This is a genomic window from Ensifer sp. D2-11 (assembly GCF_054161295.1).
Genome location: NZ_CP096434.1, coordinates 1,716,401 through 1,741,920 on the forward strand (window position 1 = coordinate 1,716,401; position 25,520 = coordinate 1,741,920).

At 63.7% G+C, this 25,520-nt stretch carries 24 protein-coding genes and 1 pseudogene; 13 read left to right on the top strand and 12 right to left on the bottom strand.

What is annotated here, in order from left to right:
• The first annotated feature begins 29 nt into the window (after positions 1-29).
• The 3 genes from M1D34_RS25160 to M1D34_RS25170 all read left to right on the top strand — a co-directional run bounded on the left by M1D34_RS25160 (position 30) and on the right by M1D34_RS25170 (position 1,158).
• The gene (locus M1D34_RS25160; RefSeq protein ID WP_498783034.1) at positions 30-329 is read left to right on the top strand and encodes a hypothetical protein; all 300 of its coding nucleotides are present in this window, start codon (positions 30-32) and stop codon (positions 327-329) included.
• A 215-nt stretch (positions 330-544) separates the two neighbouring features.
• Positions 545-820: a type II toxin-antitoxin system ParD family antitoxin gene (locus tag M1D34_RS25165; protein WP_003536795.1), complete on the top strand. Its 276-nt coding sequence runs from the start codon at positions 545-547 to the stop codon at positions 818-820.
• The gene (locus M1D34_RS25170; RefSeq protein ID WP_498783036.1) at positions 817-1,158 is read left to right on the top strand and encodes a type II toxin-antitoxin system RelE/ParE family toxin; all 342 of its coding nucleotides are present in this window, start codon (positions 817-819) and stop codon (positions 1,156-1,158) included. Before M1D34_RS25165 ends, M1D34_RS25170 begins: the two co-directional genes overlap by 4 nt.
• Before the next feature lie 60 nt (positions 1,159-1,218).
• Here the strand turns inward: M1D34_RS25170 and M1D34_RS25175 are convergent, their stop codons facing one another.
• The gene (locus M1D34_RS25175; protein WP_498784379.1) at positions 1,219-1,464 is read right to left on the bottom strand and encodes a hypothetical protein; all 246 of its coding nucleotides are present in this window, start codon (positions 1,462-1,464) and stop codon (positions 1,219-1,221) included.
• Between M1D34_RS25175 and M1D34_RS25180 the strand changes: the two are divergent.
• The 8 genes and pseudogenes from M1D34_RS25180 to M1D34_RS25215 form a co-directional block, all read left to right on the top strand.
• Positions 1,426-1,512 (top strand): annotated as a pseudogene (locus M1D34_RS25180) (helix-turn-helix domain-containing protein); the annotation flags it as partial. The gene M1D34_RS25175 and the pseudogene M1D34_RS25180 sit on opposite strands and share 39 nt — an antisense overlap.
• 32 nt (positions 1,513-1,544) lie before the next feature.
• Positions 1,545-1,931, top strand: coding sequence for a RidA family protein (locus M1D34_RS25185; RefSeq protein ID WP_498783038.1), 387 nt, complete (start codon positions 1,545-1,547; stop codon positions 1,929-1,931).
• Positions 1,932-2,086: 155 nt separating this feature from the next.
• A complete protein-coding gene (locus M1D34_RS25190; RefSeq protein ID WP_014530842.1) occupies positions 2,087-2,254 on the top strand; it encodes an N-(5'-phosphoribosyl)anthranilate isomerase in 168 nt (55 codons plus the stop codon).
• A gap of 169 nt (positions 2,255-2,423) precedes the next feature.
• Positions 2,424-3,524, top strand: a complete 1,101-nt coding sequence (locus M1D34_RS25195; RefSeq protein WP_127517186.1) for a glycosyltransferase family 4 protein — start codon at positions 2,424-2,426, stop codon at positions 3,522-3,524.
• A 129-nt stretch (positions 3,525-3,653) separates the two neighbouring features.
• Complete coding sequence (locus M1D34_RS25200; protein ID WP_498783041.1) at positions 3,654-5,858, top strand: amylo-alpha-1,6-glucosidase; 2,205 nt, start codon at positions 3,654-3,656, stop codon at positions 5,856-5,858.
• 134 nt (positions 5,859-5,992) lie between these two features.
• Positions 5,993-7,714, top strand: a complete 1,722-nt coding sequence (gene araD, locus M1D34_RS25205; RefSeq protein WP_498783043.1) for an L-arabinonate dehydratase — start codon at positions 5,993-5,995, stop codon at positions 7,712-7,714.
• 26 nt (positions 7,715-7,740) lie between these two features.
• A complete protein-coding gene (locus M1D34_RS25210; protein ID WP_010975034.1) occupies positions 7,741-8,466 on the top strand; it encodes a ribonuclease activity regulator RraA in 726 nt (241 codons plus the stop codon).
• A 2-nt stretch (positions 8,467-8,468) separates the two neighbouring features.
• On the top strand, positions 8,469-9,401 hold the full coding sequence (locus M1D34_RS25215; protein ID WP_498783045.1) for a 2-hydroxyacid dehydrogenase: 933 nt from the start codon (positions 8,469-8,471) through the stop codon (positions 9,399-9,401).
• 207 nt (positions 9,402-9,608) lie between these two features.
• Here the strand turns inward: M1D34_RS25215 and M1D34_RS25220 are convergent, their stop codons facing one another.
• From M1D34_RS25220 to M1D34_RS25250, 7 genes are all read right to left on the bottom strand, one after another.
• Entirely contained in the window at positions 9,609-10,496 is an 888-nt protein-coding gene (locus tag M1D34_RS25220; protein WP_498783047.1) for a DMT family transporter, read from the bottom strand.
• On the bottom strand, positions 10,493-12,133 hold the full coding sequence (locus tag M1D34_RS25225; RefSeq protein WP_498783049.1) for an ABC transporter ATP-binding protein: 1,641 nt from the start codon (positions 12,131-12,133) through the stop codon (positions 10,493-10,495). The genes M1D34_RS25220 and M1D34_RS25225 overlap by 4 nt, the downstream gene beginning before the upstream one ends.
• On the bottom strand, positions 12,130-13,062 hold the full coding sequence (locus M1D34_RS25230) for an ABC transporter permease (protein ID WP_498783051.1): 933 nt from the start codon (positions 13,060-13,062) through the stop codon (positions 12,130-12,132). The genes M1D34_RS25225 and M1D34_RS25230 overlap by 4 nt, the downstream gene beginning before the upstream one ends.
• A gap of 11 nt (positions 13,063-13,073) precedes the next feature.
• Positions 13,074-13,997 (bottom strand): ABC transporter permease, encoded by a 924-nt coding sequence (locus M1D34_RS25235; protein ID WP_003532182.1) that lies wholly within the window; start codon positions 13,995-13,997, stop codon positions 13,074-13,076.
• 72 nt (positions 13,998-14,069) lie between these two features.
• Positions 14,070-15,578, bottom strand: coding sequence for an ABC transporter substrate-binding protein (locus tag M1D34_RS25240; RefSeq protein WP_498783053.1), 1,509 nt, complete (start codon positions 15,576-15,578; stop codon positions 14,070-14,072).
• Between the two features lie 123 nt (positions 15,579-15,701).
• On the bottom strand, positions 15,702-16,673 hold the full coding sequence (locus M1D34_RS25245) for a dihydrodipicolinate synthase family protein (RefSeq protein WP_498783055.1): 972 nt from the start codon (positions 16,671-16,673) through the stop codon (positions 15,702-15,704).
• A 52-nt stretch (positions 16,674-16,725) separates the two neighbouring features.
• Positions 16,726-17,457, bottom strand: coding sequence for a FadR/GntR family transcriptional regulator (locus M1D34_RS25250; protein WP_014527624.1), 732 nt, complete (start codon positions 17,455-17,457; stop codon positions 16,726-16,728).
• A 107-nt stretch (positions 17,458-17,564) separates the two neighbouring features.
• Here M1D34_RS25250 and M1D34_RS25255 point away from each other — a divergent pair, with 107 nt between their 5' ends.
• Both M1D34_RS25255 and M1D34_RS25260 read left to right on the top strand, forming a co-directional pair.
• On the top strand, positions 17,565-18,269 hold the full coding sequence (locus M1D34_RS25255) for a GntR family transcriptional regulator (protein WP_003532175.1): 705 nt from the start codon (positions 17,565-17,567) through the stop codon (positions 18,267-18,269).
• Between the two features lie 101 nt (positions 18,270-18,370).
• Positions 18,371-19,129 carry a sulfite exporter TauE/SafE family protein gene (locus tag M1D34_RS25260; protein ID WP_498783057.1) on the top strand — a complete coding sequence of 253 codons (759 nt, stop codon included), beginning with the start codon at positions 18,371-18,373 and terminating at the stop codon, positions 19,127-19,129.
• 75 nt (positions 19,130-19,204) lie between these two features.
• Here M1D34_RS25260 and M1D34_RS25265 read toward each other — a convergent pair whose 3' ends face one another.
• The 4 genes from M1D34_RS25265 to M1D34_RS25280 form a co-directional block, all read right to left on the bottom strand.
• The gene (locus tag M1D34_RS25265; protein WP_498783059.1) at positions 19,205-21,007 is read right to left on the bottom strand and encodes an NAD(P)-binding domain-containing protein; all 1,803 of its coding nucleotides are present in this window, start codon (positions 21,005-21,007) and stop codon (positions 19,205-19,207) included.
• Positions 21,008-21,221: 214 nt separating this feature from the next.
• Positions 21,222-23,105, bottom strand: coding sequence for a sigma-54-dependent Fis family transcriptional regulator (locus M1D34_RS25270; RefSeq protein ID WP_498783061.1), 1,884 nt, complete (start codon positions 23,103-23,105; stop codon positions 21,222-21,224).
• Positions 23,105-24,439, bottom strand: coding sequence for an L-2-hydroxyglutarate oxidase (lhgO, locus tag M1D34_RS25275; RefSeq protein ID WP_498783063.1), 1,335 nt, complete (start codon positions 24,437-24,439; stop codon positions 23,105-23,107). Before lhgO ends, M1D34_RS25270 begins: the two co-directional genes overlap by 1 nt.
• Before the next feature lie 108 nt (positions 24,440-24,547).
• Positions 24,548-25,519: a TIGR03885 family FMN-dependent LLM class oxidoreductase gene (locus M1D34_RS25280; RefSeq protein ID WP_498783065.1), complete on the bottom strand. Its 972-nt coding sequence runs from the start codon at positions 25,517-25,519 to the stop codon at positions 24,548-24,550.
• Position 25,520 lies beyond the last annotated feature (1 nt).

Below are 25,520 nucleotides of genomic sequence, written 5' to 3' on the forward strand. Positions count from 1 at the left end.
CGACGCTAAGGTATTCGCAGATCACCACGATGCCGCGCGCATGCGCCAACTCCGGCGATCGCCTCGACATAGAGCACCTTCGTTTCTTCCGTAAGCGCATTCTCGACACCGCCATCAAGACGGCCGAACAGCCGGCGGCCGCGCCAGCAGCTCCGGCCGCTTCCGACACGCCGGTAGAGCCGAAGCGGCCTGCTGCCAGCCCGCTGCCGGCCGGCACCTACATTCCGCTATCGCGGGCTGGCGAGACAGCCAAAACCCACCAATTGCCGCCCGCCTATTGGGAAACGCTGGAAGAAGTCAGCTTTCGAACGCGCGACGACAAGGGTTAGCGGATTCCGCAGGAGCGGCTTGTGGCCAAGGCGCTCCTGCTTTTCGCAAATACAATTTCCCGGTCGTTCGTGAGGGCGGGGAATAGTTGCCAAGCCATCATGCTTGCGTGCAATCATGTAGGCAGGATCGCTCCGACCGTTTGCTGCGTTTCCCGATCGGTCTACATGTGGTAGTGTTCAATCCTACTTAGCACGATCCGAAACGGGAGATTCCCATGCGCAGCACGCAACAATTCAGCGTCACGTTGCCGAATGAAATGGCACAGATGGTCAAGACGAAGGTTTCGTCGGGCGAGTATGCCAGCGAGAGCGAGGTTATCCGCGACGGGCTGCGCGCCTTGCAGGCGCGCGACAAGGCCCTTGAAAGCTGGCTGCGCACGGAAGGCGTTGCCGCCTACGACAAGCTAAAGGCCAACCCGAGCCGGGCGCTCAGCGTTGACCAGGTACGCCAGCATCTTGCCAGCAAGCGTAAGCGATCTGACCCGGCGTGACGCACACCGTTCATTTCACCCCGGAGGCTCGCGACCAACTCGCCACGCTGGAAGTCGATTTTTCCGGGGCAGCGTCGCCCGCCGTGGCGGCGCGCTATGTCGATTCCATCGTGGACTATTGCGGGAAGCTGCAAACCTTTCCGCACCGAGGCACGCGCCGCGACGATCTTCGGCCAGGCTTGCGAACGCTTGGGTTTCGCCGGCGTGTGACGATTCTGTTTGAGGTAGCGGACGGCACCGTGAATATCATCGGCGTCTATTACGGCGGCCAAGACTACGAAGCACCTTTGCGGGACGGGGATTTGACGGAGATCGAGCATGACGACGACGAATCCTAGCCGCGCCGCGTGTCGCCAGCGTCGTCATGGGGGAAACACCCTGGCAAGCTGGTATGAGCCTCATGGCGTTCGACAGCCTCGAAGCGTGGCAGCGCGTAGCCACATGGTGTCGACCGCGTTCGCCGGGATCGCGGATTTCGAGCGGTCCTTGATCGTAGAGCGCACCAGCGCCGGCCGGATCGCGGCGAAGGCGTGCGGTTCGGTCCCTCCCCTGCCCTGTCCGCCGCGCAGATCGAAAACGCCCGGAAGCTCATCAAAGACGAGGAAAAGCCGGTGGCCGAGGTCGCTCGGCTCTTGGGTGTGCATCGTGCGACCCTTTATCGGGCGTTAGCCGATGCGCCCGCCGAGGCTTGATGCTTGCCGACTCAGACGAAAGGACACTCCGAATGCAGATGATTCCACGGAACCCGCGCGACGGCATCTATCCAGCTACCGACGACTATGTGCATGCGATGGAGGTGAGCGGCGCGGCACGGTTCCTGTTTGTCAGTGGCACTATGGGGCTTGATCCCGAAGGGAAGGCTCCAGACAGCCTGGAAGAACAGCTATCGCTGATCTGGTCCAATATCCGGCGCATCCTCGCCGAAGCAAACATGACGACCGACAATATTGTGCGGTTGACGAGCTACTTGCGCGATGCCTCTTATGCCGAGGCGAACCAGAATGTCCGCATTGCGGCTTTGGGCAATCGTCGTATCCCGACAACTGCGATCGTGGCCGAAACCCTTGTCCCGGAATGGTTGGTCGAGATCGAGGTGGTAGCTGCCGCATGAGATCGCTGGCCGGCCCGCTCTTCACATAGGGCCGTAGCTATTTGGCTGCCCGCAACGCATCCTCTCAGGCGGGAAGGCGAAATAACCGAGGTCGAAGCCTTCCGGCGCGTCCGCCGATGCGCCGATCTGCCAGGTGCCGTTCAGCGGCCTGACCGTTGAGGAAGAGCATATTCAAGCCGGAAAACGTTCAGGCGGCCATCGAAGCCGTCCGCCCCTGGGCGGACGATTCCCTCACCCACACGAACCAGCCGCTTCCCGGAGGCGGCTTTCGCAAGGATATCGACAAGATCGCGGCTTTCGTGGAGGCGGCAAGAGCGGCCTGAGCCCCCACCTCCATAAAGAACAGATCCGTGATCATCCGGTCGCGTCGGTTCGCCGTTGCTCTTGAAGAGCACGGCGCATCGACTAGATCATAGATGTTGTCCGGCCCCGGAGGTTCACAATGGAGGCTCACAACGCTTCATGACATCCCGATCCAAAGGAGCGTCGTTCATGAAGATAGCCCAGATCGCACCGCTGTTCGAACGTGTCCCGCCGAAGCTCTACGGCGGAACCGAGCGCGTCGTTCACCACCTGACGGAAGAGCTCGTCCGGCAGGGCCATGAGGTCACGCTCTTCGCGAGCGGCGACTCGATGACCTCGGCAAGGCTCATCCCCTGCTCGGATATGGCGCTGAGATTGAACCCTGCGGTTCAGGATCCTATCCCCTATCACATGCTGATGCTGGAGGAAGTGCGCCGGCAGGCCAACGGCTTCGACGTCCTGCACTTCCACATCGATCTCCTGCATTTTCCCCTCGTTCGCAGCCTCGCAGGAAAGACGGTGACGACCCTGCACGGCCGCCTCGATCTGCCCGATCTCCAGCCCTTCTACGCCGCATTCCCGGATGTTCCCCTGATTTCGATCTCCGACGACCAGCGAAAACCGATGCCGCCGGTCAATTGGGTCGCGACGGTCCATCATGGTTTGGCTCCTGACGTCCTTCCCTTCACCGGCCAGCCGAGGGGCGATTATCTCGCCTTCCTTGGCCGCATCTCGCCCGAAAAGCGGCCCGACCGCGCGATCGAAATCGCTGCCCGGGTCGGCATGCCGCTGAAAATCGCCGCCAAGGTCGACAAAGCGGACGAGGCCTACTGGCTGAACGAGATCGAGCCGCTTGTCCGGCGCTATCCGAATGTCGAATTCATCGGCGAAATCGACGAATGTCAGAAGGGCGAGTTCCTCGGAAATGCACGCGCCCTCCTCTTCCCGATCGATTGGCCCGAACCATTCGGGCTGGTGATGATCGAGGCGATGGCCTGCGGCACGCCGGTGGTCGCCTTCCGCTGCGGCGCGGTGCCGGAGGTGATCGACCACGCCGTGTCCGGCTTCATCGTCGACAGCATGGAGGAGGCCGTGAAGGCGGTCCACGATCTCGACCGGCTCGATCGCCACACGGTCCGGGCGACCTTCGACAGACGCTTCACCGCCCGACGCATGGCAGATGACTATCTGGATCTCTATCGCGCCCTGGCAGGCGGCGCCCAAAGGGTCATGCCGATCCATGCGGCGAACGAAAGCGGTGCCGGCCCCGGCTCTGCCAGGGTCGCCTGATACCGGATCACGGATGAGTTCTGATCGACCTGAACGCATGGTGATCTACTCGAGGAGCGAGAGCGGGATGCGGGCGGAAAACGGCACGCAGCTCCCTCATCCTGCTCCGATGCAACGGAGACCGATCCGATGGGAACCAATCTCTCCGGGGGGCCGGCCGAAGCCGCCCCCGACGTGACATCTGCGGACGACCTGGGACCCGCAGCGGTCTCGCGTTACGAGCGAAGCTCCAGATCGCTGAAACACGGCGATACCTTCGCAGTGTTCGACCACAACGGCGATGCCTTTTCCTCTCCTTCCAATCCGGAGGGGATCTTCCACCGCGACACCCGCCATCTGTCGGAGTTCGTGCTGACATTGAACGGCGCCCGGTCGCTGTTGCTGAGTTCCACGCTCAGGGACGACAATGCCACGCTCGACTGCGATCTCACCAACCCGGCTCTCGTGCTCGATCCCGGTGGCGAGGTCTTGAAGCATGACCTCATTCACGTGCGGCGTACCCGGTTCCTCTGGCAGGAGGCCTGCTACGAACGCCTGGTCCTCCGAAACTTCGATGAAGTGCCTAGAAGGCTGCAGGTCGAGTTGTCCTTCGCCGCCGACTTCGCCGACCTTTTCGAGGTGCGTGGCACCCCCAGGCGGCGCCGCGGCACCCATCACAGCGCGCTGGTCGGCAACAGCCGGGTCGTGCTTGCCTATGACGGCCTCGACGGCCAGACCCGCAGCACGACGCTCCGCTTCGATCCGGAGCCGCAGAGGCTCACCGGACGGGAGGCGAGCTTTGTCGTCGAGCTCGCACCGCATCAGGCGCAATCGATATTCATCGAAATCGTCTGCAACAGTCTCGAAGACAATCCGCACCCTCCGGCCTTCACCTTCTTTCTGGCGTTGCGCGATGCCAGGAGGGCGTTGCGCTATTCCGCCTCGCGCGCCGCCGCGGTCGTGACCTCCAACGCCGTGTTCAACGAGGCGGTGAGACGCAGCGTCACCGACCTCTACATGCTGCTTACGGAGACACCCGAAGGTCCCTACCCTTACGCCGGCATCCCCTGGTTCAGCACCGTCTTCGGCCGCGACGCGCTCATCACCGCGCTCGAAACACTGTGGCTGGACCCGGAAATCGCGAAAGGCGTGCTCAGGCATCTTGCCGCCAATCAGGCGACCGATTTCGACCCCGCCGCCGATGCGGAGCCGGGCAAGATCCTGCATGAGATGCGCTACGGCGAAATGGCGGAACTCGGCGAGGTGCCCTTCCGGCGCTATTACGGCAGCATCGACTCGACCCCTCTCTTCATCATGCTTGCCGGCGCCTATCTCGATCGCACCGGCGATCTCGATACCGTGCGGAACCTCTGGCCGAACGTGGTGGCGGCGCTTGACTGGATCGACCGTTTCGGCGACCGCGACGGCGACGGCTTCGTCGAATATGGAAGCCGCACCGCAAAGGGCCTGGTGAACCAGTGCTGGAAGGACAGCCACGATTCGATCTTCCATGCCGGGGGCAATCTGGCCTCGGGGCCGATCGCGACCGCCGAGGTACAGGCCTATGTCTTCGGCGCCTGGCAGGCGGCCGCGCGGCTGTCGCGCAAGCTCGGCCATGTCGAGGATGCGCTGAGGCTCGAACGACGGGCCGAAGAGCTGCGCATCCCGTTCGACACGGCCTTTTTCGACGATGAGCTTGGAACCTATTCCCTGGCCCTCGACGGGGAAAAGAACCCCTGCCGCGTCCGCTCCTCCAATGCAGGCCATGCGCTCTTCACCGGCATCGCCCTGCCGGAGCGCGCCGGCAGGGTAGTGTCGACGCTGATGGCGCAATCCTCCTTCTGCGGCTGGGGCGTGCGCACGATCGCCGCCTCGGAGGCGCGTTACAATCCGATGAGCTACCATAACGGCTCCGTCTGGCCGCACGACAATGCGCTGATCGCGGCAGGCTTCGTGCGCTACGGCTTTCAAGCCGAGGCGGCGAGCATCTTCGAAGGGCTGTTCGCGGCCTCCACCTACACCGACCTCAGACGTCTGCCGGAGCTATTTTGCGGCTTCGCGCGCCAGCGCGCCCGCGGGCCGACCTTCTATCCGGTTTCCTGCGTCCCGCAGGCCTGGGCGGCGGCTGCCCCCCTCTATCTGCTCCAGTCGATGATCGGACTCGGCTTCGATGCCGGCAGGATGCATGTCACCCTGAACGAGCCGACGCTCCCGCCCTTCCTGGACGAGGTCGTGCTGAAACGGCTGCGGGTCGGTTCGGGCATGGTCGACATAGCCCTGAGACGGTCGAGATCCCAGGTCGTGGTCGACGTCCTGGAGCGGAGGGGCGGAGTGAAGGTGCTGACGACGCATTGAGTTAGAACGTCGCCGGAGCACTGGAGGCTGCTTCCGGCCCGCCAGATCTATACTAATGCATTAGTGTATTGCACCCTGTTTCCCGCCATGCTACATCCGCGTGGAAGATCCACCTGTCGGGAATATCCAAGCCAATGACATCCACACTTCGTAGCGCACGGTGGTTTGCCCCCGATGACCTGCGCTCTTCCGGTCACCGCTCCCGCCTGATGCAGATGGGCTACGACGCCAAGGACTGGGGCGAGAAGCCGATCATCGCCATCCTGAACACATGGTCGGATCTCAATCCGTGCCACGCTCATTTCAAGCACCGAATCGACGACGTGAAACGCGGCGTGCTGCAGGCCGGCGGGTTTCCCGTCGAACTGCCGGTGCAGTCGCTCTCGGAAAGCTCGCTCAAGCCGACGACGATGCTCTATCGAAACTTCCTGGCCATGGAGGCGGAGGAATTGCTGCGCGGCCACCCGATCGACGGGGCCGTACTGATGGGCGGGTGCGACAAGACCACGCCTGCCCTCGTCATGGGTGCGATCAGCGCCGGCCTCCCGATGATCTTCCTGCCGGCCGGCCCGATGCTGCGCGGGCACTACAAGGGCGAGCATCTCGGCTCCGGCTCGGATGCATGGAAGTATTGGGACGAGCGCCGCGCGGGAACGATAACGGATGAGCAATGGATCGGCGTGGAGGAGGGGATCGCCCGCTCCTACGGCCATTGCATGACCTTCGGAACGGCAAGCACGATGACGGCGATCGCCGAGTCGCTCGGTTTGACGCTTCCCGGCGCCAGCTCGATCCCCGCAGCCGACGCCAACCACATCCGTATGAGCACGCGATGCGGCAGGCGGATCGTCGAGATGGTTCACGAGAAGCTGGGACCTGAGAAGATCATCACCGAGAAGTCGGTCGCAAATGCGAGTGCCGTAGCAATGGCGACCGGCTGTTCGACCAATGCCGTGGTGCACCTCATCGCCATAGCGCGACGGGCCGGGGTGCCGCTGACGCTCGAAGATCTCGACGGGATCAGCCGCACGACGCCCGTCATCGCCAATATCAGGCCTTCCGGCAAGCAGTACCTCATGGAGGATTTCTATTATGCCGGCGGCCTGCGCGCGCTGATGGCGGAGATGAAGGAGCTGTTGCATCTCGACGCGATGACGGTGAGCGGATTTCCGTTGGGGGCGACGCTCGAAGGGGCGGAGGTGCACAATTCCGACGTCATCCGGCCGCTTTCCAACCCGATCTATCATGAAGGCTCGCTGGCCGTCCTGAAGGGCAATCTGGCGCCGGATGGCTGCGTCGTGAAGCCGTCCGCCTGCGAGGAGCGGCTGCGGGTCCATGAGGGGCCGGCGCTCGTCTTCGACAGCTATCCGGAGATGAAGGCCGCCATCGACGACGAGGATCTCGACGTCACGCCCGACCACGTGCTCATCCTCAGAAATGCGGGGCCCAAGGGCGGGCCCGGCATGCCGGAATGGGGTATGCTGCCGATCCCGAAAAAGATCCTGAAGCAGGGCTATCGCGATATGCTGCGCATCTCCGACGCCCGCATGAGCGGGACGAGCTACGGCGCCTGCATCCTGCACGTGGCGCCGGAGTCCCATGTCGGCGGGCCCCTTTCGCTCGTCAGGACCGGAGACATCATCCGCGTCGACGTGCCGAACCGGACGATCGACATGCTGGTCGACGAGGAGATATTGGCGATGCGGCGGGCCGCATGGACGCGCCCCGCCGACAAATACGAACGAGGCTATGGCTGGATGTTCTCGCAGCACATCAAGCAGGCCAATGAAGGCTGCGACTTCGACTTTCTCGAAACCGCCTTCGGAACAGCCGTGGGCGAGCCCGACATTTTCTGATTTCACGAACTTCCCAGGGAGGAAACATGACCACCTATGTTCTGTCCGACGAGACACGCAGGAAATTCGAAGGCGTAAGCTGCGCCACCTTGTGCACCGCCCTCTTCAAGCGCGGCCTGCGCAACCAGTTCATCCAGGACGTTCGTCCGGTCGCGCCGAAGGCGAAGAACATGGTCGGCCAGGCCTTTACCCTTCGATACATCCCGGCGCGAGAAGACCTGAACCAGCTTTCCGCCTTTCAAAATCCCGAACACCCGCAGCGCGCGGCCGTGGAGAAGTGCCCACCCGGTTTCGTCATGGTGATGGATAGCCGGAAGGATCCGCGGGCGGCTTCCGCGGGTTCGATCCTGGTTTCGCGGCTGATGGTGCGCGGCGTCGCCGGCGTCGTCACCGACGGCGGTTTCCGGGACAGCCCGGAAATCGGCGAGCTCGACATCCCCGCCTATCACAGCCGTCCTTCCGCGCCGACGAACCTGACGCTGCACCAGGCGCTCGACATCAACGTTCCGATCGGCTGCGGCGACGTCGCCGTCTGGCCGGGAGACGTCGTCGTCGGGGATCGCGAAGGCGTGGTCGTCGTCCCCGCGCATCTTGCCGACGAGATCGCCGCCGAAGCCGTCGAGATGACGGCCTTCGAAGACTTCGTCACCGAGGAAGTCCTGAAGGGCCGCTCCATCATCGGCCTCTATCCCGCCACCAAGGATGAGACGAAGACGGAATTCGCAGCCTGGCGCCGGACCAAGGGACGCTAGGCATGACGATGCTCCGGGACATAACCATCCTTCAGGCCGCCGAACTGCCGGAAAAGACCGATCTGGAACTGAAGGAAACCTTCAATACCGTCCGGCTGCCGAAGGATGCCTCGGCGATCGGGCCGTTTCTTTCCGAGTACGGAGCGCGTATTCGCGGCATCGCCGTCAGGCACGCCCATATCGATGCGGCCATGCTCGACCGCCTGCCGGCGCTGGAGATCATCTCCAGCTACAGCGCCGGTCTCGACGGCATCGATGTCGAGACCGCGCATGCCCGTGGCGTCGTCGTCCGCAACACGTCGAAGATCCTTGCTGAGGATGTCGCCGATCTTGCGCTTGCACTGAGCATTTCGGCCACGCGCGGCCTCATGCGCGGCCACGATTTCGTGCGCGAGGGCAAGTGGGGCGGGAGCGCCTTCCCGCTCGGCCGCTCGCTGAGATCGATGAAGACGGGGATCGTCGGGCTTGGACATATCGGCTCGGCGGTCGCCGCCCGGCTGAGCGTGATGGGAGCGCCGACTGCCTATTACGGCCCGAGACGCAAGCCTGTCGACCTTCCGTATTTCGACGACATCGAGGCGCTCGCGGCCTGGGCCGATCTCCTGATCGTCACCTGTCCTGCGAGTCCCGAGACGATCGGCCTCGTCAATGCCGCCGTGCTCGCGAGCCTTGGCCCGGAAGGCTATTTGGTGAACGTCTCGCGCGGCACGATCGTCGACGAACAGGCGCTCATCACGGCGCTGGCCGGAAACGGGATCGCCGGCGCGGCCCTCGACGTCTTCGAGAAGGAGCCTTTCGTCCCGGAAGCGCTCCGCACCGATCCGCGCGTCGTCCTGTCGCCGCACATGGGCAGCGGTACGCGCGAGACGCGGCAACAGATGGGCGACAGCATGGTTGCCGCATTGGTGGAACATTTCGAGAGCCGAAACGCGTGATCGTTCGCAAGAACCCCTCCCCAACCCCTCCCCACAGGTGGGAGGGGCTCTGGCGCCCGTTGCACCCGATTGCCATTCCCCAGAACCTTGAGACTGTAGCGACGGTCAGAGAGGCGACGAGGCCACGGCCGGTTAGCCCCTCCCACCTGTGGGCAGGGGTTGGGGAGGGGCATTCGTTCCTTGCGTTGCGCGCTCGCGGCCCCGCCCCTATCCTCGCCTCCTCCCCTCGCGGTGGAAGAGCAACGCGATCGCCCCGAGGATGATGGCTCCGCCGATCACGACCTCCAGCCGGATCGGCTCGCCGAAGAGCACGAGGCCAAGGATGAGGGCGATCGGCAGCCGGATGAAATCCACGATAACCAGCAGCGAAGCGTCGGCGAGCTTCATTGCCCTCGCGAAGGATAGCTGGGCGAAAAGGCCGCCGATGCCCTGCAGCGTCATCAGCGCGAGGCTGAACAGCGAAGGCGTCTGCCAGAAAGGCAGAGCCATGACGAAAGCCACCGGGACCGTCACGAGCAGGTTCAGCCAGGCGATGCTGAGCGGGTCCTCACGCTCGGCCGAAACCTTCATCAACAGCGCGACGATAGCGAGGCCGACCGCTGACGCCAGCGCCCAGGCCGCGCCTGACTGGAAGGTTGCGGCGCCCGGCCTGACGACGATCAGAATACCGGCGAAGCCGGCAACGAGGCTGAGGACCCGGGCGGCCGAGAACCGCTCACCGAGGAAAAGTACCGACCCGAGCGCGACGAAGAGAGGCATGGTGAAGGCGATCGCGGTCGCGGAGGCCAAAGGTATCTCGGTGACGGCAATGAAGGCCGCGACGAGCGCAAGAAGCTTGATGACGGCCCTGATCGCATGGACGGAGAAATGCATCGCCCGCCCGCTGGATTGCGCGATGCCGAGCGGAAAGCCGCGGCGGCACAGCAGCAGATAGAGCGCGATCAGGCTGGCAAGGTTACGGAAGAAGACGATGCCGATCGGGTGGACCTCCCCGGCCACGAAACGCACGATGACGCCGTCCATCGCCGCGACCAGGGAATTTGCCCCCATCAACAGGGCTCCTGCGACGACCGCAGGCAGGGCGATCTTCTTCATGCCGCGTCGGCGGCTGTCTGCCACTTCGGCTTCGGAGTCGCATTGATGAGCTGGCGCGTATAGGCATGTTGCGGATTGCGGAAGATCTCTTCCGTCGTCGCATGCTCGACGATCTCGCCGCTCTTCATGACGATGATGCGATCGGCAAAGTGACGAACGATCGGCAGATCATGGGTTATGAAGATGTAGGCGAGGCCCAGCCGGTCACGCAATTCCGCCAGAAGGTCGATGACCTGCACCTGCACCGAGACGTCGAGCGCCGAGACGGCCTCGTCGCAGACGACGAGCTCCGGATCGCAGGCAAGCGCCCGGGCAATGGCGATGCGCTGCCGCTGGCCCCCTGAGAACTGGTGCGGATAGCGTTTGGCGTGCTCGGGGTTCAGGCCGACGAGCCCCAGCAATTCGGTGACACGGTCGGGCCAGCGCGTCTTCTCCAGAATGTCATTGTGGATGCGCCACGGCTCCGAGACGATGTCGAACACCGTCATGCGCGGGTTCATCGAACTATAGGGGTCCTGGAACACCATCTGCACCTTCCGGCGGAAGGCCAGCAGTTGCTTGCGGTCCATCTTCAGGACGTCGCGTCCGTGAAACAGCGCCTCGCCGCCGGAAGCCTCGTTCAGGCCCAGAAGCACGCGTGCGACGGTCGACTTGCCGGAGCCGCTCTCGCCGACGATCCCGATCGTCTCGCCGGCTGCGACGTCGAAGCTCAGGTTCTTGACCGCATGCAATCGCGCCGGCTTCGCAAAAAACCCGGACGAGAGCGTATAGAACTTGTCGATGTTCTTCACTTCCAGGATCGGTTTCCCGGCCGGCCTCGCCGGCCTCGGCGGCGCTCTATCATCGGCATGCGGGAGGGCGTTGATCAACGTCCGCGTATAGCTGTGGGCGGGATTTTCGAAGACGGCGCGGGCTTCGCCCTCCTCCACGATGCGGCCGGACTTCATGACGATCACCCGGTCGGCCATGTTCGCGGCCACCTCGAGGTCATGGGTGATCATGATGATGGCAAGGCCGTCTTCGGCCTGCAGCTTCTTCAAAAGCTCGAGGATCTGCGCCTGCACGCTCACGTCGAGCGCCGTCGTCGGCTCGTCGGCAATCAGGATTTCCGGCCTGAGCGCGATCGCCATGCCGATCATGATGCGCTGGCGCTGGCCGCCGGAAAACTGGTGCGGATACTGATCGATGCGCTTCTCCGGCTCCGGGATGCCCACCCGCCCCAATATCTCGACGGCCCTCTGCCGAGCCTCGGCGCCGCTCGCCACTCCGTGGACAGTGAAGACCTCCTCCAGCTGCCAGCCGATCGTATAGACGGGGTTCAGATGCGACAGCGGGTCCTGGAAGATCATCGCGATCCTGCGGCCGTTGAGGTCCCGCCGCTCCCCCTCGGAAAGCGAGGAGAGATCGCGTCCGCGATAGGCGACCGACCCGGCGCAGATATCGCCCGGAGGCGTGTCGATGAGCCCCATGATCGCACTGGCGCTGACCGACTTGCCGGAGCCGGACTCGCCCAGGATCACGAGCGTCTCGCCGGCGTCGACATGAAAGCTGACCCCGCACGTCGCACGGAAGGCACCGCCGAGCGACAGGAAATCCACGGTCAGATCCTTGACCTCGAGGAGGTGTGGGCCGGTCATTTGCGTTTCTCCGGAATGCCCTTCTTGGAGCGGGCGAGTTCGATCCGCCAGCGCTGCTGCGGATCGGCATAGGTGCGCCACCAGCTCGACAGGATATTGAGCGAAAGCGTCGTCAAGAGGATCGCGAGTCCGGGCCAGAAGGCGATCCACCAGGCGGTCGAGAGATAGCCGCGGCCGGTGGCGACCATGGCGCCCCAGGTGAACTCAGGCGCCTGGATGCCGAGGCCGAGAAAGCTCAGCGACGACTCGGCAAGAACAACGGTTGCGAAGTCGATGGCGCCGATCGTGACCAGCGTCGGCAGCACGATCGGCGCGATGTGACGGAAAAGGATGCGCGTGTGGTTGGCGCCGAGCGCGACGGCGGCGCTGACGAACATCCGCTCTCTCACCTCGAGCACTTCCGCACGCGTTGTGCGCAGATAGATCGGCACGCGGGTGATCGCGAGCACCAGTATGAGATTGGTGACGGATGGTCCAAGGCTGAAGAGGACGATCAGCGCCAAAAGCAGCGAGGGAAAGCTCATCACGATGTCAGCACCGCGCATGATCATCGTGCCGGCGGCGCCTCGCGAATAGCCGGCGATCAAGCCGAGCATGCCGCCGATCACGACCGAGCAGAACACCGCAAAGAACGCGATGCCGATCGTGTTCTGCGCGCCCACCACGAGCCGCGCGAGCAGGCTGCGGCCGAGCGTGTCGGCGCCGAGCACGTAAGTCCAACCCTGGGACAGGCTGAACGGCGCCATGTTTCGGGCGCGGAAATTGGGTTTATCGATGAGGTCGCCCATCAGCCACGGACCGAAGACGGCGCACGCGACCACGAGCAGCAGGAAGATCACGGCGGCGAGCGCCAGCCAGTCCCGGCTGATGAGGCGCAGTATCTGAAAACGCGAGACTTTCGTCTCGGAGGTATCGGCGGAAGTCGTCATGGCCGTCGCGCTCATCTCGTTTCAAACCTTATGCGTGGATCGAGCCGCGCATAGACGAGGTCTATCGCGATGTTCAGAACGAAAATGGCAATCGCCGTCACCAGCACCGTCGCCTGGATGAGCGCGAAGTCGCGCCGCACGATCGCGTCGATCATGAGCTTGCCGATCCCCGGCCAGCCGAAGATGGTTTCCACGACGACGGCGCCGTTGACGAGGCTTGCGGCAAGGTCGCCGGCGACGGTGATGACCGGGAGCAGCGAGTTGCGCAGGGCGTGGCGGAAGACGATCCGGGACCGGTTCACGCCCTTGGCCCGCGCCGTCTTCACATAGGGCGAGGCAAGCGCACCCATCATCGTGCCGCGAACGACCTGGACCAGCAGGCCGAAGGGTCTGAGGGTCAGAACGAAGATCGGCATGATCCAATGCAGCGCCGTCCCCGTCCCGGAGGTCGGAAGCAGGCCCAGTCCGACGGAGAAGACAAGGATCGCCACGATCGCAACCCAGAAATCCGGCGCGCTGGCCCCCGCAAGCGACGCGGTGCTCGCGATCTTGTCGAACAGGCTGTTCGGGCGTGCCGCGGCAAGCGACCCGACGACGACGGCGAGACAGAGAGAAAGAACGATCGCGATCACGGCGAGCTTCAGCGTTTGCGGAAAGGCTTCGAGCGCGACTTCCATGGCCGGCCGGTTGCGGCTCAGCGCGTCCCCGAAATCGAATCGGGCCAGATCGACCAGGTAACGGCCGAATTGCACGACAAGAGGATCGTTGAAGCCGTGCGCCTCCGAGAAGGCCTGACGCTGCGCTTCGGAAGAATCGAGCGGCAGATAGAGATAGGCCGGATCGCCGGTAAGCCTCGAGAGGAAGAAGACGAGCACCAGAAGTCCGATCACCGCGATCAGGCTCTGGCCGGCGCGTCTGAGAATGAAAGCGAACACGGCGTTTCCTTTCCACCGTCATCAAGGAGGGCGCCGCGACGTGAGACACGCCGCGGCGGCAGGTCGGGTTCGTCAGTCCTTGAAATGGATCTCGGAGAGCGCGATCTCGCTGTTCGTCTTGAGATCCGGCTTCCAGTCGAGGCGCGAGCCGACGCGGACATAGCCGATCATGTGGTACATCGGCACGTCTGCGACGATTTCGTCGTGCACCTTCGCGAAGACCTCCTGAAACAGCTTTTCACGCTCGTCGCCGGTCGCGGCCATGGCTTTCTTCAACACGACGTCGAGGTCGGGATCGGCGATCGTCGAATATTGTCCCTCGCTCAGATACATGACCGGAGCGGTAAACCCGGCGTCGCCCGTATTGTTGTCGTGCTGCTGCTGGAAGAGCGTCGGCCCGCGTCCCTCCGGGAAGGGCTTGTCGAGATAGCGCACCCAGTCGGCCGCTTCGAGCTGGCGTATCGAGACGTTGAGCCCGATCTCCTGCCACATGGACCGCATCGCTTCGAGGCTTTCGGCCGAGTTCGGGAAGAAGCCGTTGCGCCCGATCAGCACGATCTCCTTGTCGACCGGAGCGCCTGCGGCCTTGGCTTCCTCGACCAGCTTCATCGCCTCTTCGGGATCGTAGGTCCATGGCTTGATATCGGGATTGTGGCCGCGCACGCCCGGAACGACCATTTGCGAGGCCCGCAGGACGTCCTTGCCGAACAGCGCTTCGCCCATGCCGTCCCAGTCGATAGCCATGTTGAGCGCCTTGCGGATGCGGACATCATCGAGCGGCGGGATCTGCGCATCGATGCGCATGCGGGTCGTCTCGGAGTTCAGATAGGCAAAGTCAGACTCGGCATTGGTGGCGTCCTGCACGGCGATGGATGGGGTCATGTCCGCTTCGCCGGATTCGACCATGGCCGCCCGGATGGCCGACTCGCTGCGCCAGACATAGGTTGCGCGCGTGACGTCCGGCTTGGCGCCCCAGTAAGCATCGTGACGCTTCAGGACGATCTGCTCGTTGGACTTGCTTTCGACCACATAGGGTCCCGTGCCCACGGGATCGTTGCTTTCCTTGTCGAACGGCATGTTGGGGGAGACGATCTGCACGGTGCCGAGCAGCGTCGGCATGATCGGCACCGGGCTGTCGGAGGAGATCTCCACCGTCTGCGCATCGACCGCCTTCGGCGTCAGCTTGACGTCGCCGAATTTCGAGCGGCTGTCGCAGGTGAGGCCGGGGTTCATAAGGCGATTGATGGACTTGACCACCGCTTCGGCATCGAACGCCGCGCCGTCCTGAAACTTGACGCCGCTCTTGAGATGCACACGCCAGGTCAGATCGTCCACCTGCTCCCATTTTTCAGCAAGCCAGGGGCCGACGGTGCCCTTCTCCGTGTCGATGACGGTCAGGGTCTCGGTAATATTGGAATTGATGATGCGGCCGATATCCGACCGGATGGAACGACAGGGATCGAGGTTGGCCGGCTGCTCCGGCAATACGATCTTCACCTCGCCTTCGGCGGCCATCGCGACGCCGGAAAAGAGCGTCGCGGTCAAGAGCGCCACGGCGCGGGTACAATAGCGGATGGTCATTTCTTTCTCCTCCTCGATAAAGACCAGGACGTTGCGGTGGGCCGTTTTCGGCCTCGTAGTCCTCCGGCACCGCATCCGCACTAGCGCACTAATGTATTAGTGTATCCACACAAAAGTGTCAACTCAGGCTGAAGCCGCCGCCGCTGCCTTTCCGGAGCGCCTCAGGCAGGCGGCTTCCGCCGCCTTCAAGGCCTCCACCGCGGCGCCGGCGGGGCCAAGCTTCGCAGCACTCAGATTGGAGATCATGGGCATCAGCGGGCCCGTGTCGGCGATCCCCGCCAGCCGCATGCCGTCATGAAGCACTTGCAAGCCGCCAAGGTCCGTGCGAACTCTTTCGAACTCCAGAAACGGCTGGCTGAGCTCCAATGCCTCGGCGCCGCGCCCGGCCTTGTAGAGCCTAAGGAGCTCCATCGCGGCCGAAGGGGCAATGCAGACCGCGCCCGAAGTATAGGTCGTCAGTGCGCGGCGGCCGAGATGATCGTGGATCGGCGTTTCGCCCATGCCGCTCGCCATCCGGTCTTTTCCGATCGCCCCTATGACGGCATCGAGATAGGCGTCCTGCGCCGGATCGGCCCGCTCCACCGCATATTTGACGAAATCGACGGCGCCTTCGGAGACGAGGCGGGCAAGCTCGTCCGGATCGACATAATTCTCCCGCTTCAGATAGAGCACGAGGCCATGGCCGAGAATCGCCGCGAGGCGGCGCACGCCATTGGCGACACCGGCGGGATCTGCCGGGAATTGGGTCGGGAGCAGCATCACGTTCTTGAAACCCAGGTCGCGGGCGATCGGCGCCTGCGCCATGGCCTTGCCGAAATCCGGACCGATCGACGTTATGAGACCGGTCTGCGGCGCAGCAGCCGCGATCACCGCCTCCATGCCCGCGCGATAGTCGTCCAGGCCGAAATGATAGAGGTTGGCATTTCCGCCATAGAGGAGAATGCGCACCCCGCCTGCCTCGATATGACGAATGATCGCCGCGTTGGCGTCGGCGTTCACCGTCAGATCCGCATTCAGCGCGATGGGCGGGACCGCCACCACCGAAGCTGCGTAATCACGGGCACCAAGTCGAGTTTGCATGAGAACCTCCTCCATAAGTCGGTTTTTATTACAACATGGCCAACGATTTGTAAAATATATTTACCTATCAGGAGTCGATTGTACCGTCCGTCATCCTTCGGCGCGCGTTGATGATGTGCGTTTCCATCGCCACCCGCGCCCACACGGCATCTTTCGTGCGGATCGCTTCGACGATCTCGGCATGTTCGGCAATGACCCGGCGGGCACGTGCCTGCGATCCGGACCGGGTGAGGGCAAGCGAAACGTTCATGAAGCTGGTCAGCGAAACCTCCGGGCCCTCCAGCGCCTTGGCGAAAAACTCGTTTCCCGTCCCCTCGCAGATCGCAAGATGGAAACGCCTGTCGCTTTCCGGCAGGAAGGCCCCGCGGCCGACCTCATGGGCGAAGGCCTCATGGGCCTCGAGAATGGCGGCAAGCTGCTTTTCCGTGCGCCGCTCCGCTGCCAGTGCTGCCGCCTGGCCTTCCACGTAGAAGCGAAGCTCCTGATAGCGCAGGAAGCGCGAAATATCCTCCAGGTCGGCCAGGTTCGGCAGATCTTGCGAGGGCCTGCTCAAGACATAGGTGCCGCTGCCGCGCCGCGCTTCCACGAGGCCGTCGACCCGCAGACGCGCAAGCGCCTCGCGGACGACCGGCCGCGAGACGCCGAAGCGTTCGGCGAGTTCGTTCTCCGTCGGCAGACGTGCGCCCGGTTGAAAGATGCCGTTCAATATGTCGTGCAGGATGCGCCCGTAGACCTGATCGGCATAGCTCGACGGGCGGGCTTCGGCTAGGCTTTCGAGGATGGGCGACTTCTCGGGCACGGCGATCCTTCCTGTCCTGCCGGGGAGGCCGGCCGGCGAGATCCACTTCACACTAACACATTAATGCATTATTACAGGATCGGGAACCGTCCTGGAGGATTGGATTTTTGACATCGGAAGCTCCGGCTGCCAAACATCGCAGCGGCCTTGACCGCACCCGGCAGATCGCGCCGCAAATCGTGGAATATCTTCGCGAGAGGATCCTCGCGCTCGACCTCGCCCCCGGTACGGCGCTCTCGCGTGTCGAACTGCAGAAACAGTTCGGTCTCAGCCAGACGCCGGTGCGTGACGCGCTGATGCGCCTGGAGGAGGAAGGCCTCGTCACCGTCTACCCGCAATATGCGACGCTGGTCTCCAAAATCGATATCAATCTGGCCCGCCAGACCCACCTCATGCGCCGTGCGGTCGAGCAGGAAGCCGTCTTCAATCTGGCGGAAAAGGCCAACAGGGGACAGATCGCAGACCGGCTGCGAGTGGCGAACACCAAGCTGAAAGCCCTCGCTTCGAAGGAACATGCGGAGTTTCTCGCGGCGGACCGTGCGTTTCACTTCATCATCTTCGAGGAAGCGGGGCTGGAGCACATCTGGCCGATCATCCGGCGCCACAGCGGCCATATCGATCGTCTGCGGCGCCTCAATCTCGTCAATGTCGGCACCAAACGTGTGGTGGACACCCACGACATGATCATCGAAGGGATCGAAAAGGGTGCGCCGGTCGAGGCAGCGCAAGCGATGAAGACCCACCTCTCCGGCACGTTGTCGATGATCGACGACATCGCGGCGCGTTACCCGGATTACATAGAACTCGGGTAGGATGCCCGGGAGCCGCGCGCGGACACCTAATCGGTAGGTTCGCGGACGACGTTTCCGCGGATCTCCTTGTCTGATCCGGCTCGCCTGAGGGCAAGTTCGACATGATGGATTATCTTCTCCTCGCCGCCTCGGGTTTCATCGCCTGGATCGTTTCGACGATCGGCGGCGGAGGTGGAGCCATGCTTCTCGTGCCGCTCATCGGCTTCATCGCCGGTGCCCAGGCGGTCGCTCCCGTGGTGGCTGTCGCCACCCTCATTGCGAGAGGCGGGCGCATCCTGATTTTTTCTGGGGATATCGAATGGCGCGTCGCCGCCTGGGGTCTCCCCGGCGCGGCGCTCGGCGGCGTCCTCGGCGCCGCCGCCTTCTCCAACACCTCGGCGGAATGGCTTCAGATCGTCGTCGGCCTGTTCCTGATCTCGACAATATTCCAATACGGCTTCGGCCGGCGGGAAAGGACCTTTGCGGTAGCTACCTGGTGGTTTTTCCCGGCACAATTCGTCGTCGGCTTTCTTTCCGGCCTGATCGGAGCCATCGGGCCGATCCTGAACACGCTCTATCTCAATGCCGGCATCACCAAGGAAAAGATGGTAGGGACCAAGACCGCGATCTCCTTACCCATGCATTTCGCCAAGCTCGGCACATATACGGCACTCGGAGCGTTGACAGACAAGCTGCTGTTGTTCGGCATCGCCGCCGGGCTGGGAGCGCTTCTCTCCAACTGGCTCGCCAAGCGGGTGCTGACGAACATGAGCGAGCTGAATTTCCGCGTGATCGTGGTCGGCTTCATGGCGCTGAGCGGAGCGGTCATGATCTGGGAGCAAAGAGAGACGCTCCTGCGGATTTTTCCGGGGAGCACTTGATCCCGCCCGGGATCTGGCCCGCCAGCCAGGCCACGCCCGATGCCAGCCGGACTTCTCCGGCTGGCATCTTGCCGATCAGGAAAGGTGGTGGCGTTCCTGGAGGCCATAGACGGGCGTCGATATGCCTTCGCAGCGCGCTTTCAACTGCAGCGAAAGATACTGCGAATAGTGCCGCGACTGATGCAGGTTGCCGCCGTGGAACCAGAGCGCCTCCTGCTGCGTCGGCTTCCACATGTTGCGCTGCTCGCCCTCCCATGGACCCGGATCTTTCGGCGTATCGGAGCCGAGACCCCAGACCTTGCCGACCTTGTCGGCGACGTCCTTCGAGATGAGGTCGGCCGCCCAGCCGTTCATCGAACCGTAGCCTGTGGCGTAGACGACGAGATCGGCCGGAAGCACCGTACCGTCCTTCAGCACCACGGCATCCTCGGTCAGGTGGCTGACGTCGGAACCGGATTTCAGCTTGATGCTGCCATCGATGACGAGGTCGCAGGCGCCCACGTCGATATAGTAGCCGGAGCCGCGGCGCAGATATTTCATGAACAGGCCGGAGCCGTCGGCGCCCCAGTCGAGCATGAAGCCCGCCTTTTCGAGATCGGCGTAGAACTTGGCGTCCCGCTCGCGCATCTTCTCGTACAGCGGGATCTGGAACTCGTGCATGATCCGGTAGGGGAGCGAGGCGAAGATCAGGTCGGCCTTGCGCGTCGTCACGCCGGCGGCAAGCGCCCGCTCGGAATAAAGATCGCCGAGCCCGATCTCCATCAGCGTGTCCGATCGGACGATGTGCGTCGACGATCGCTGCACCATGGTCACATCCGCGCCGCCTTCCCAAAGTGCGGCGCAGATATCATGCGCGGAATTGTTGGAGCCGATGACGACCACCTTCTTGCCGCGATAGGCGTCGGGACCGGGATGCTGCGAAGAATGCTGCTGCTCGCCCTTGAAGATGTTCTGGCCTTCGAGCTTTGGCACGTTCGGCTTGCCCGACATGCCGGTTGCGAGAACGAGCTGTTTCGGCCTGAGGACGACCTCCTCGCCGTTCCGTTCGACGATCACCGTCCATTCCTCGGTCGCCTCGTCGTATCGCGCCGACTTGCAGGTTGTGGAGCTCCAATAATTGAGTTCCATCACCCTGGTATACATCTCCAGCCAGTCGCCGATCTTGTCCTTCGGTGCAAAGACGGGCCAGTTTTCCGGGAAGGGGATATAGGGCAGATGGTCGTACCAGACCGGGTCGTGCAGGCAGAGCGATTTGTAGCGCTTGCGCCAGCTGTCGCCGGGGCGTTCGTTCTTCTCGATGATGATCGTCGGCACGCCCAGCTGCCGCAAGCGCGCGCCGAGCGCGATCCCGCCTTGGCCGCCGCCGATGATGACGGCATAGGGCTGCGTCGTGTAGCCGAGTTCGGCTGCTTCCGCTTCGCGCTTTTCCTTCCAGGTCTTACGGTCCGGGTCATGACCGTGTTCGGCGCCGAGCGGCCGCCTGAGCCCCTTCGGCTCCTCATGCCCCTTGAGCTCCGTCATCGTCGTCAGAAGCGTCCAAATCAGCCCGTTCCTGAGACGGATATGGCCGTGGCCGCGCGCCACCTCGGTCTCGAACTCGAACCACCCTTCGGTGACGCCGTCGCCGGCGCTCGCCGGTTCCTTCTCGTCCTGGCGCAGCCGCGCCGGCTTGATCGCAGCGAGCTGCGTCGTCAGCATGTCGCGGATCTGATCCTGCCCCTCCATCGTCTTGAGATTCCAGGTGAAGGCGACGAGGTCGCGCCAATAGCAGTCGGCCTGGAACAGGTTGACGGCCGCATCGATGTCGCCCTGTTCAAGGGCTTTTCCGAGTTTGGCGAGCACGGTATCGACGCGGGTGCCGGGACTTTCTTCAAGCATGGGTATCCTCCTCTTTGCTTGGATGGCACACGGGCGGCTCCTCAACCGCCCGCAGACGCTGGTCGTCGAACCATCTTCTGCAATGACCGTGCCAGGGCAGAAAACCGAGTGTTTTCAAGAAGCGAGAACGTGGAGGTGTCGCATGATGCGACGCGGCTGCAACATGTGTGGCGCCGCGCCTGTTGCACGGCCGCCTGCCGCGACGGATTGCGCCTCAATGGCGGTGGGGTTTGAGGCGGTAGCGCTTGATCTGCCGGTGCACCGTCGAGCGATCGAGCCCCAGCCGGCGGGCAGCCTCGGAAATGTTCCAGTTGCAAGCGGCCAGCGTCAGGCTCAAGGTCGCGCTCGCCTCGTTTCCGCCGACAGTGTCCGCATTCGCCAGGAGTTGGTCCGGCAGGTCGCCGAGCTCCACGACGCCGTTCTCGGCAAGTGCCGCGGCGACCGCGATGACGTTGTCGAGCTCGCGGATGTTTCCCGGCCAATCGTGGGCCTTGAGCGCAGAAAGCGCGGCCGGGGACAATATCAATTCGCCATCGCCGTGCCGCTTCAGGAGTTGCTCCAGAACCCAGTCGAAGTCCGGCCTGTCCCGGAGCGCCGGAAGGGTGAGCGTCGCGGCATTGAGCCGGTAATAGAGGTCCTCGCGGAATGCTCCTTGCGAGACGAGCGTCTGCAGGGGCCGGTGCGATGCCGAGACGATCCGGATCCGAACCTTCCGCGGTGCCGTCCCGCCGACCGGCAGCACCTCGCCCTCGGCAAGCACGCGCAACAGCCGGCTTTGCAGGGCAAGCGGCATGTCGCCGATTTCGTCGAGGAAGAGCGTTCCGCCGTCCGCCTGCTCGATCAGGCCCTTGCGGCCCTTTGCCGAAGCGCCGGTGAAAGCTCCCGGCAAGTAGCCGAAAAGCTCGCTTTCGATCAGCTGCTCCGGGATTGCCGCACAATTGATGGCGACGAACGGGCCCTCGAGACCGCTGCCCTCGTGGATGGCCCGCGCGAGATGTTCCTTGCCCGTTCCGGTCTCGCCTTGAATGAGGATCGGCAATCGCGTCCGCGCAAGCTTTGCCGCCTTTGCCTGCAGCGCCGCGATCACGGGCGCGTCGCCGCCGAGCCGCCGCAAGGCCGGTGGAATTTGCTCGCGCGAAACGAGCGGTGCGCGGACCTTCGAGTGCGGCTCGATCGCATGGGCGAAGAGCGCGTTTCCATCCCGCGCGAAGACGAGCCGCTCCCGGGTCGGGCGCCGGCGGGTAAGGTCGGAAAGATTGTCGACCTCGATGTCGAAGAAGCGCGACACCGGCTCGCCGATCAGTTGCTTCGGATCGCGCCAGTCGAGGCCTGTCGAACGCGCAAGGATTTTCGCTCCCGCATGCGTCATGCCGGCGATGCGGCCGAGACCGTCGATCGAGATCGCCGCCTCCGGATCGACGTCGAGGAATTCGGGTGAGCGCGAGAATCGCAGGACCCATTGATTACGCGCTTGCGCCATGAGATTGGCAAGCTCGATGCGCCTTACGGTCGCGCTCACCAGGTGCAGTGCCAGGTTCTGGCTCGCCTTGAGGATCGGCGAACTCAGAAGCGAGATGTCGAGCACGGCGGAGAGTTCGCCCTGGATGTCGTAGATCGGCGCGGCCGTGCAGGAGAGCGGCGTGTGGGTGTTGTCGAAGTGGTCGGTCTGGTGGATCGTCAGCGCCTCTCCCGTTTCCAGGCACGCGCCCACCGCACACGTCCCGGCGCGCCACTCGGACCACTCCGAACCCAAATAGAGCCCCGCCTTGCGCAGGCTGTTGCCGAAGAGGGGATCGCCGAGGAACTCGACCGTCACGCCTTCGCGGTCGGAAAGCAGCAGCACGTAGTTCTGCCCCGCCACCTGGCGGAACAGGTTTTCGAGCCCCGAACGGGCGATGGCGATCAGATCCTCCGATTGCTGGCGGTGTTCCCTAAGCCGCGTTTCCGGAACGATATAGGCTTCACAACTCTGCGCCGGATCGAGCCGGTGATGCTCCAGGCAGCGCAGCCACGATTTCACGACCGTCTCGTCGCGGCGCACGGGAAGACCACGGCTGACGCGTTCGATTTCGCGGATGTGCTCGGAATGTGAAACCATCAACGCCTCCCAACGGACCGCGCTTGCTCCTCCGGCAGAGTGTGCGCATGGCGGGGGCGAAAGTAAAGGAAGCGGCGGCTCGATGCACTACCGATGAAGTTGCGCATGAGTCCATGAAGCGATTGTGATCGTTCCGTCGCGGTAGGAGCCCCGTCGAGCAGGCGATCGACGATCATGCGGCCGATCGGAATTGCCGAGGTCGCAGCCGGCGACGGCGCGTTGCAGACGTGGAGCATCCTTTCGGTCTGTTTGAAGAGGAAGTCGTGGACGAGGCTGCCGTCGGCCATGACCGCCTGCGCCCGGATGCCGGCCTGCGGGACTGCGAGGTCGTCGATCGTGAGCGACGGGCAGTATTTCCGGCACTCCCGCAGATAGCGGAACCGCGATGCCGAATTGGCGAATTCCGTGATCGCCGAACGCCAGTTCTTCGCCGCCATTTTCCAGAAGCCGGGAAACGCCGCCATGTTCGCCACATCGGCCGCTTTGAAGCTGCCCTTCGGGTAGCCCTCGCGGGCAAAGCCCAGCACCGCATTGGGGCCGACGGTCATGCCTCCGTCGATCGTCCGGGTCAGGTGAATTCCGAGGAAAGGCAGGTCCGGGTCGGGAATGGGGTAGATGAGGCGCCTGGTCATACCGGCCTTCGATGCCGGCAACACGTAATATTCGCCCCGGAACGGAACGATGCGGTGGTCGATGCTGAGGCCGGCCATGAGCGCGATGCGGTCGGACTGCAGGCCGGTGCAGGCAATCAGCCTGCGCGCTTCGATGCGGCCGGATGCACTTGCGATCCGCACGCCGCCGTCCTCTTCGGCAATGGCAGTGGCCTCGACCCCGCGCCGGATTTCGCCGCCCCGGGCTTCGATGCGCTCGGCCATCGCCAGGCAAACGGCCGAATAATCGACGATCCCCGTCGCATGGACGAGAAGCGCCCCGAGGCCGGCGATGTTAGGCTCGTCCGATCGCAGTTGCGACTTCGACAGGCGAGTGTATTCGATCCCATTCTGCCGCGCTCTTTCTTCCAGGCTCTCCATGCGCTCGATCTCGGCATCGTTCGTCGCGACCAGCAATTTGCCGCAGGTTTCGAACGATATGCCGCTCCCGGTGCAGAATTCTTTCGTGGCCTCCGCTCCCTCGCGGCACAGCTTCGCTTTCAGGGATCCCGGTGCATAGTAAATCCCGGCGTGGATCACGCCGCTGTTGTGGCCCGTCTGATGCCGCGCAAGCTCCCGCTCCTTTTCCAGAAGCACGATGCTGGCGCCGCCCATCCTTTCCTGCAGCGCCATAGCGGTCGCGAGGCCGACGATCCCGCCTCCGATGATGCAATAGTCGTACAAGCCGCAACCCCTCCCGCCCGATCCTGCCGGCATTGGGGGAACATAATGCACCAGACGTCAAGGTGGAAAACCGGCGGGACGGCTGTCGTCAACTTACTCGGTTGCCGATCAGGAAGCGCGCACGCGCGGCAGCACCGTGCGCCCGAAGACGTCGATGAATTCGAGCTGATTGCGCCCGACATTGTGGAGGTAGATCTCGTCGAAGCCTGCCGCGATATCCTCTTCGATCCAGGCGAGGTGCCGCCCCGGATCGGAAGAAATGCGGACATAGGCGTCGAGGTCCTCCGGGCGGACACCGCTCGTCGCGGTTTCTATGTCGCCCGGCGTCATCAGGGTTTCCGACTGAAAGGTGCTGAGCGCATTGCTCCGCCACTGGTCGAAGGCGTTCCGCCGCGCCTCCTCGTCGCTTCGGGCATAGGACACATGGACCTGAAGACAGAGCGGCTTGCCGTCGCCGCCGCCGCGCTTGAAGGCCTGGGCGATCGCCGCGAGCTTTTCCGGCGACTGATTGACGGTGATGAGGCCGTCGGCCCATTCGCCGGCACCTTCCGCCGTTTCGGGCGTCAAAGCCGCTGCGATCAGCGCAGGCGGAGTTTCGGGAAGCGTATAAAGCCGGGCCTCGGAGACGGCAATGGGCGCGTCCCTCGTCACCGTCCGGCCGGCAAAAAGCTCGCGGATGACGCCGACCGCCTCGCGCAGCCTGGCGTTTCGTTCCGCCTTTCCGGGCCAGGCACCGCCGACGACGTGTTCGTTCAGTGCCTCGCCCGTGCCGAGCGCAAGCCAGGCAAGGCGCCGCGGAAACATCTGGGCAAGGGTTGCGGCGGCCTGGGCCGTTATCACCGGGTGATAGCGCCAGCCGCAAGGAACCGTGACGAGGCCGAAGCTCCGCTCGGTTGCCTGGAGGGCGGCACCCAGCCAGGCCCAGGCAAAGCCGCTTTGCCCCTGGCGTTCGCTCCAGGGCGCCAGATGGTCGGAGGACATGGTGCAATCGAACCCGGCCTCTTCCGCCGCCCGCGCCCAGTTCAACAGGTCGAGCGGGGTGAACTGCTCGTGCGATGCGTGATAGCCGATGCTCGCCATC

Coding starts and splice junctions, on each gene's coding strand:
- M1D34_RS25185 (WP_498783038.1), top strand. CDS start 1,545: ATGCAGATGATTCCACGGAACCCGCGCGACGGCATCTATCCAGCTACC.
- M1D34_RS25230 (WP_498783051.1), bottom strand. CDS start 13,062: ATGACGACTTCCGCCGATACCTCCGAGACGAAAGTCTCGCGTTTTCAG.
- M1D34_RS25220 (WP_498783047.1), bottom strand. CDS start 10,496: ATGAAGAAGATCGCCCTGCCTGCGGTCGTCGCAGGAGCCCTGTTGATG.
- M1D34_RS25270 (WP_498783061.1), bottom strand. CDS start 23,105: ATGGTTTCACATTCCGAGCACATCCGCGAAATCGAACGCGTCAGCCGT.
- M1D34_RS25240 (WP_498783053.1), bottom strand. CDS start 15,578: ATGACCATCCGCTATTGTACCCGCGCCGTGGCGCTCTTGACCGCGACG.
- araD (WP_498783043.1), top strand. CDS start 5,993: ATGACATCCACACTTCGTAGCGCACGGTGGTTTGCCCCCGATGACCTG.
- M1D34_RS25215 (WP_498783045.1), top strand. CDS start 8,469: ATGACGATGCTCCGGGACATAACCATCCTTCAGGCCGCCGAACTGCCG.
- M1D34_RS25265 (WP_498783059.1), bottom strand. CDS start 21,007: ATGCTTGAAGAAAGTCCCGGCACCCGCGTCGATACCGTGCTCGCCAAA.
- M1D34_RS25160 (WP_498783034.1), top strand. CDS start 30: ATGCCGCGCGCATGCGCCAACTCCGGCGATCGCCTCGACATAGAGCAC.
- M1D34_RS25210 (WP_010975034.1), top strand. CDS start 7,741: ATGACCACCTATGTTCTGTCCGACGAGACACGCAGGAAATTCGAAGGC.
- M1D34_RS25175 (WP_498784379.1), bottom strand. CDS start 1,464: ATGCACACCCAAGAGCCGAGCGACCTCGGCCACCGGCTTTTCCTCGTC.
- M1D34_RS25245 (WP_498783055.1), bottom strand. CDS start 16,673: ATGGAGGAGGTTCTCATGCAAACTCGACTTGGTGCCCGTGATTACGCA.
- M1D34_RS25195 (WP_127517186.1), top strand. CDS start 2,424: ATGAAGATAGCCCAGATCGCACCGCTGTTCGAACGTGTCCCGCCGAAG.
- M1D34_RS25200 (WP_498783041.1), top strand. CDS start 3,654: ATGGGAACCAATCTCTCCGGGGGGCCGGCCGAAGCCGCCCCCGACGTG.
- M1D34_RS25260 (WP_498783057.1), top strand. CDS start 18,371: ATGATGGATTATCTTCTCCTCGCCGCCTCGGGTTTCATCGCCTGGATC.
- M1D34_RS25165 (WP_003536795.1), top strand. CDS start 545: ATGCGCAGCACGCAACAATTCAGCGTCACGTTGCCGAATGAAATGGCA.
- M1D34_RS25225 (WP_498783049.1), bottom strand. CDS start 12,133: ATGACCGGCCCACACCTCCTCGAGGTCAAGGATCTGACCGTGGATTTC.
- M1D34_RS25280 (WP_498783065.1), bottom strand. CDS start 25,519: ATGGCGAGCATCGGCTATCACGCATCGCACGAGCAGTTCACCCCGCTC.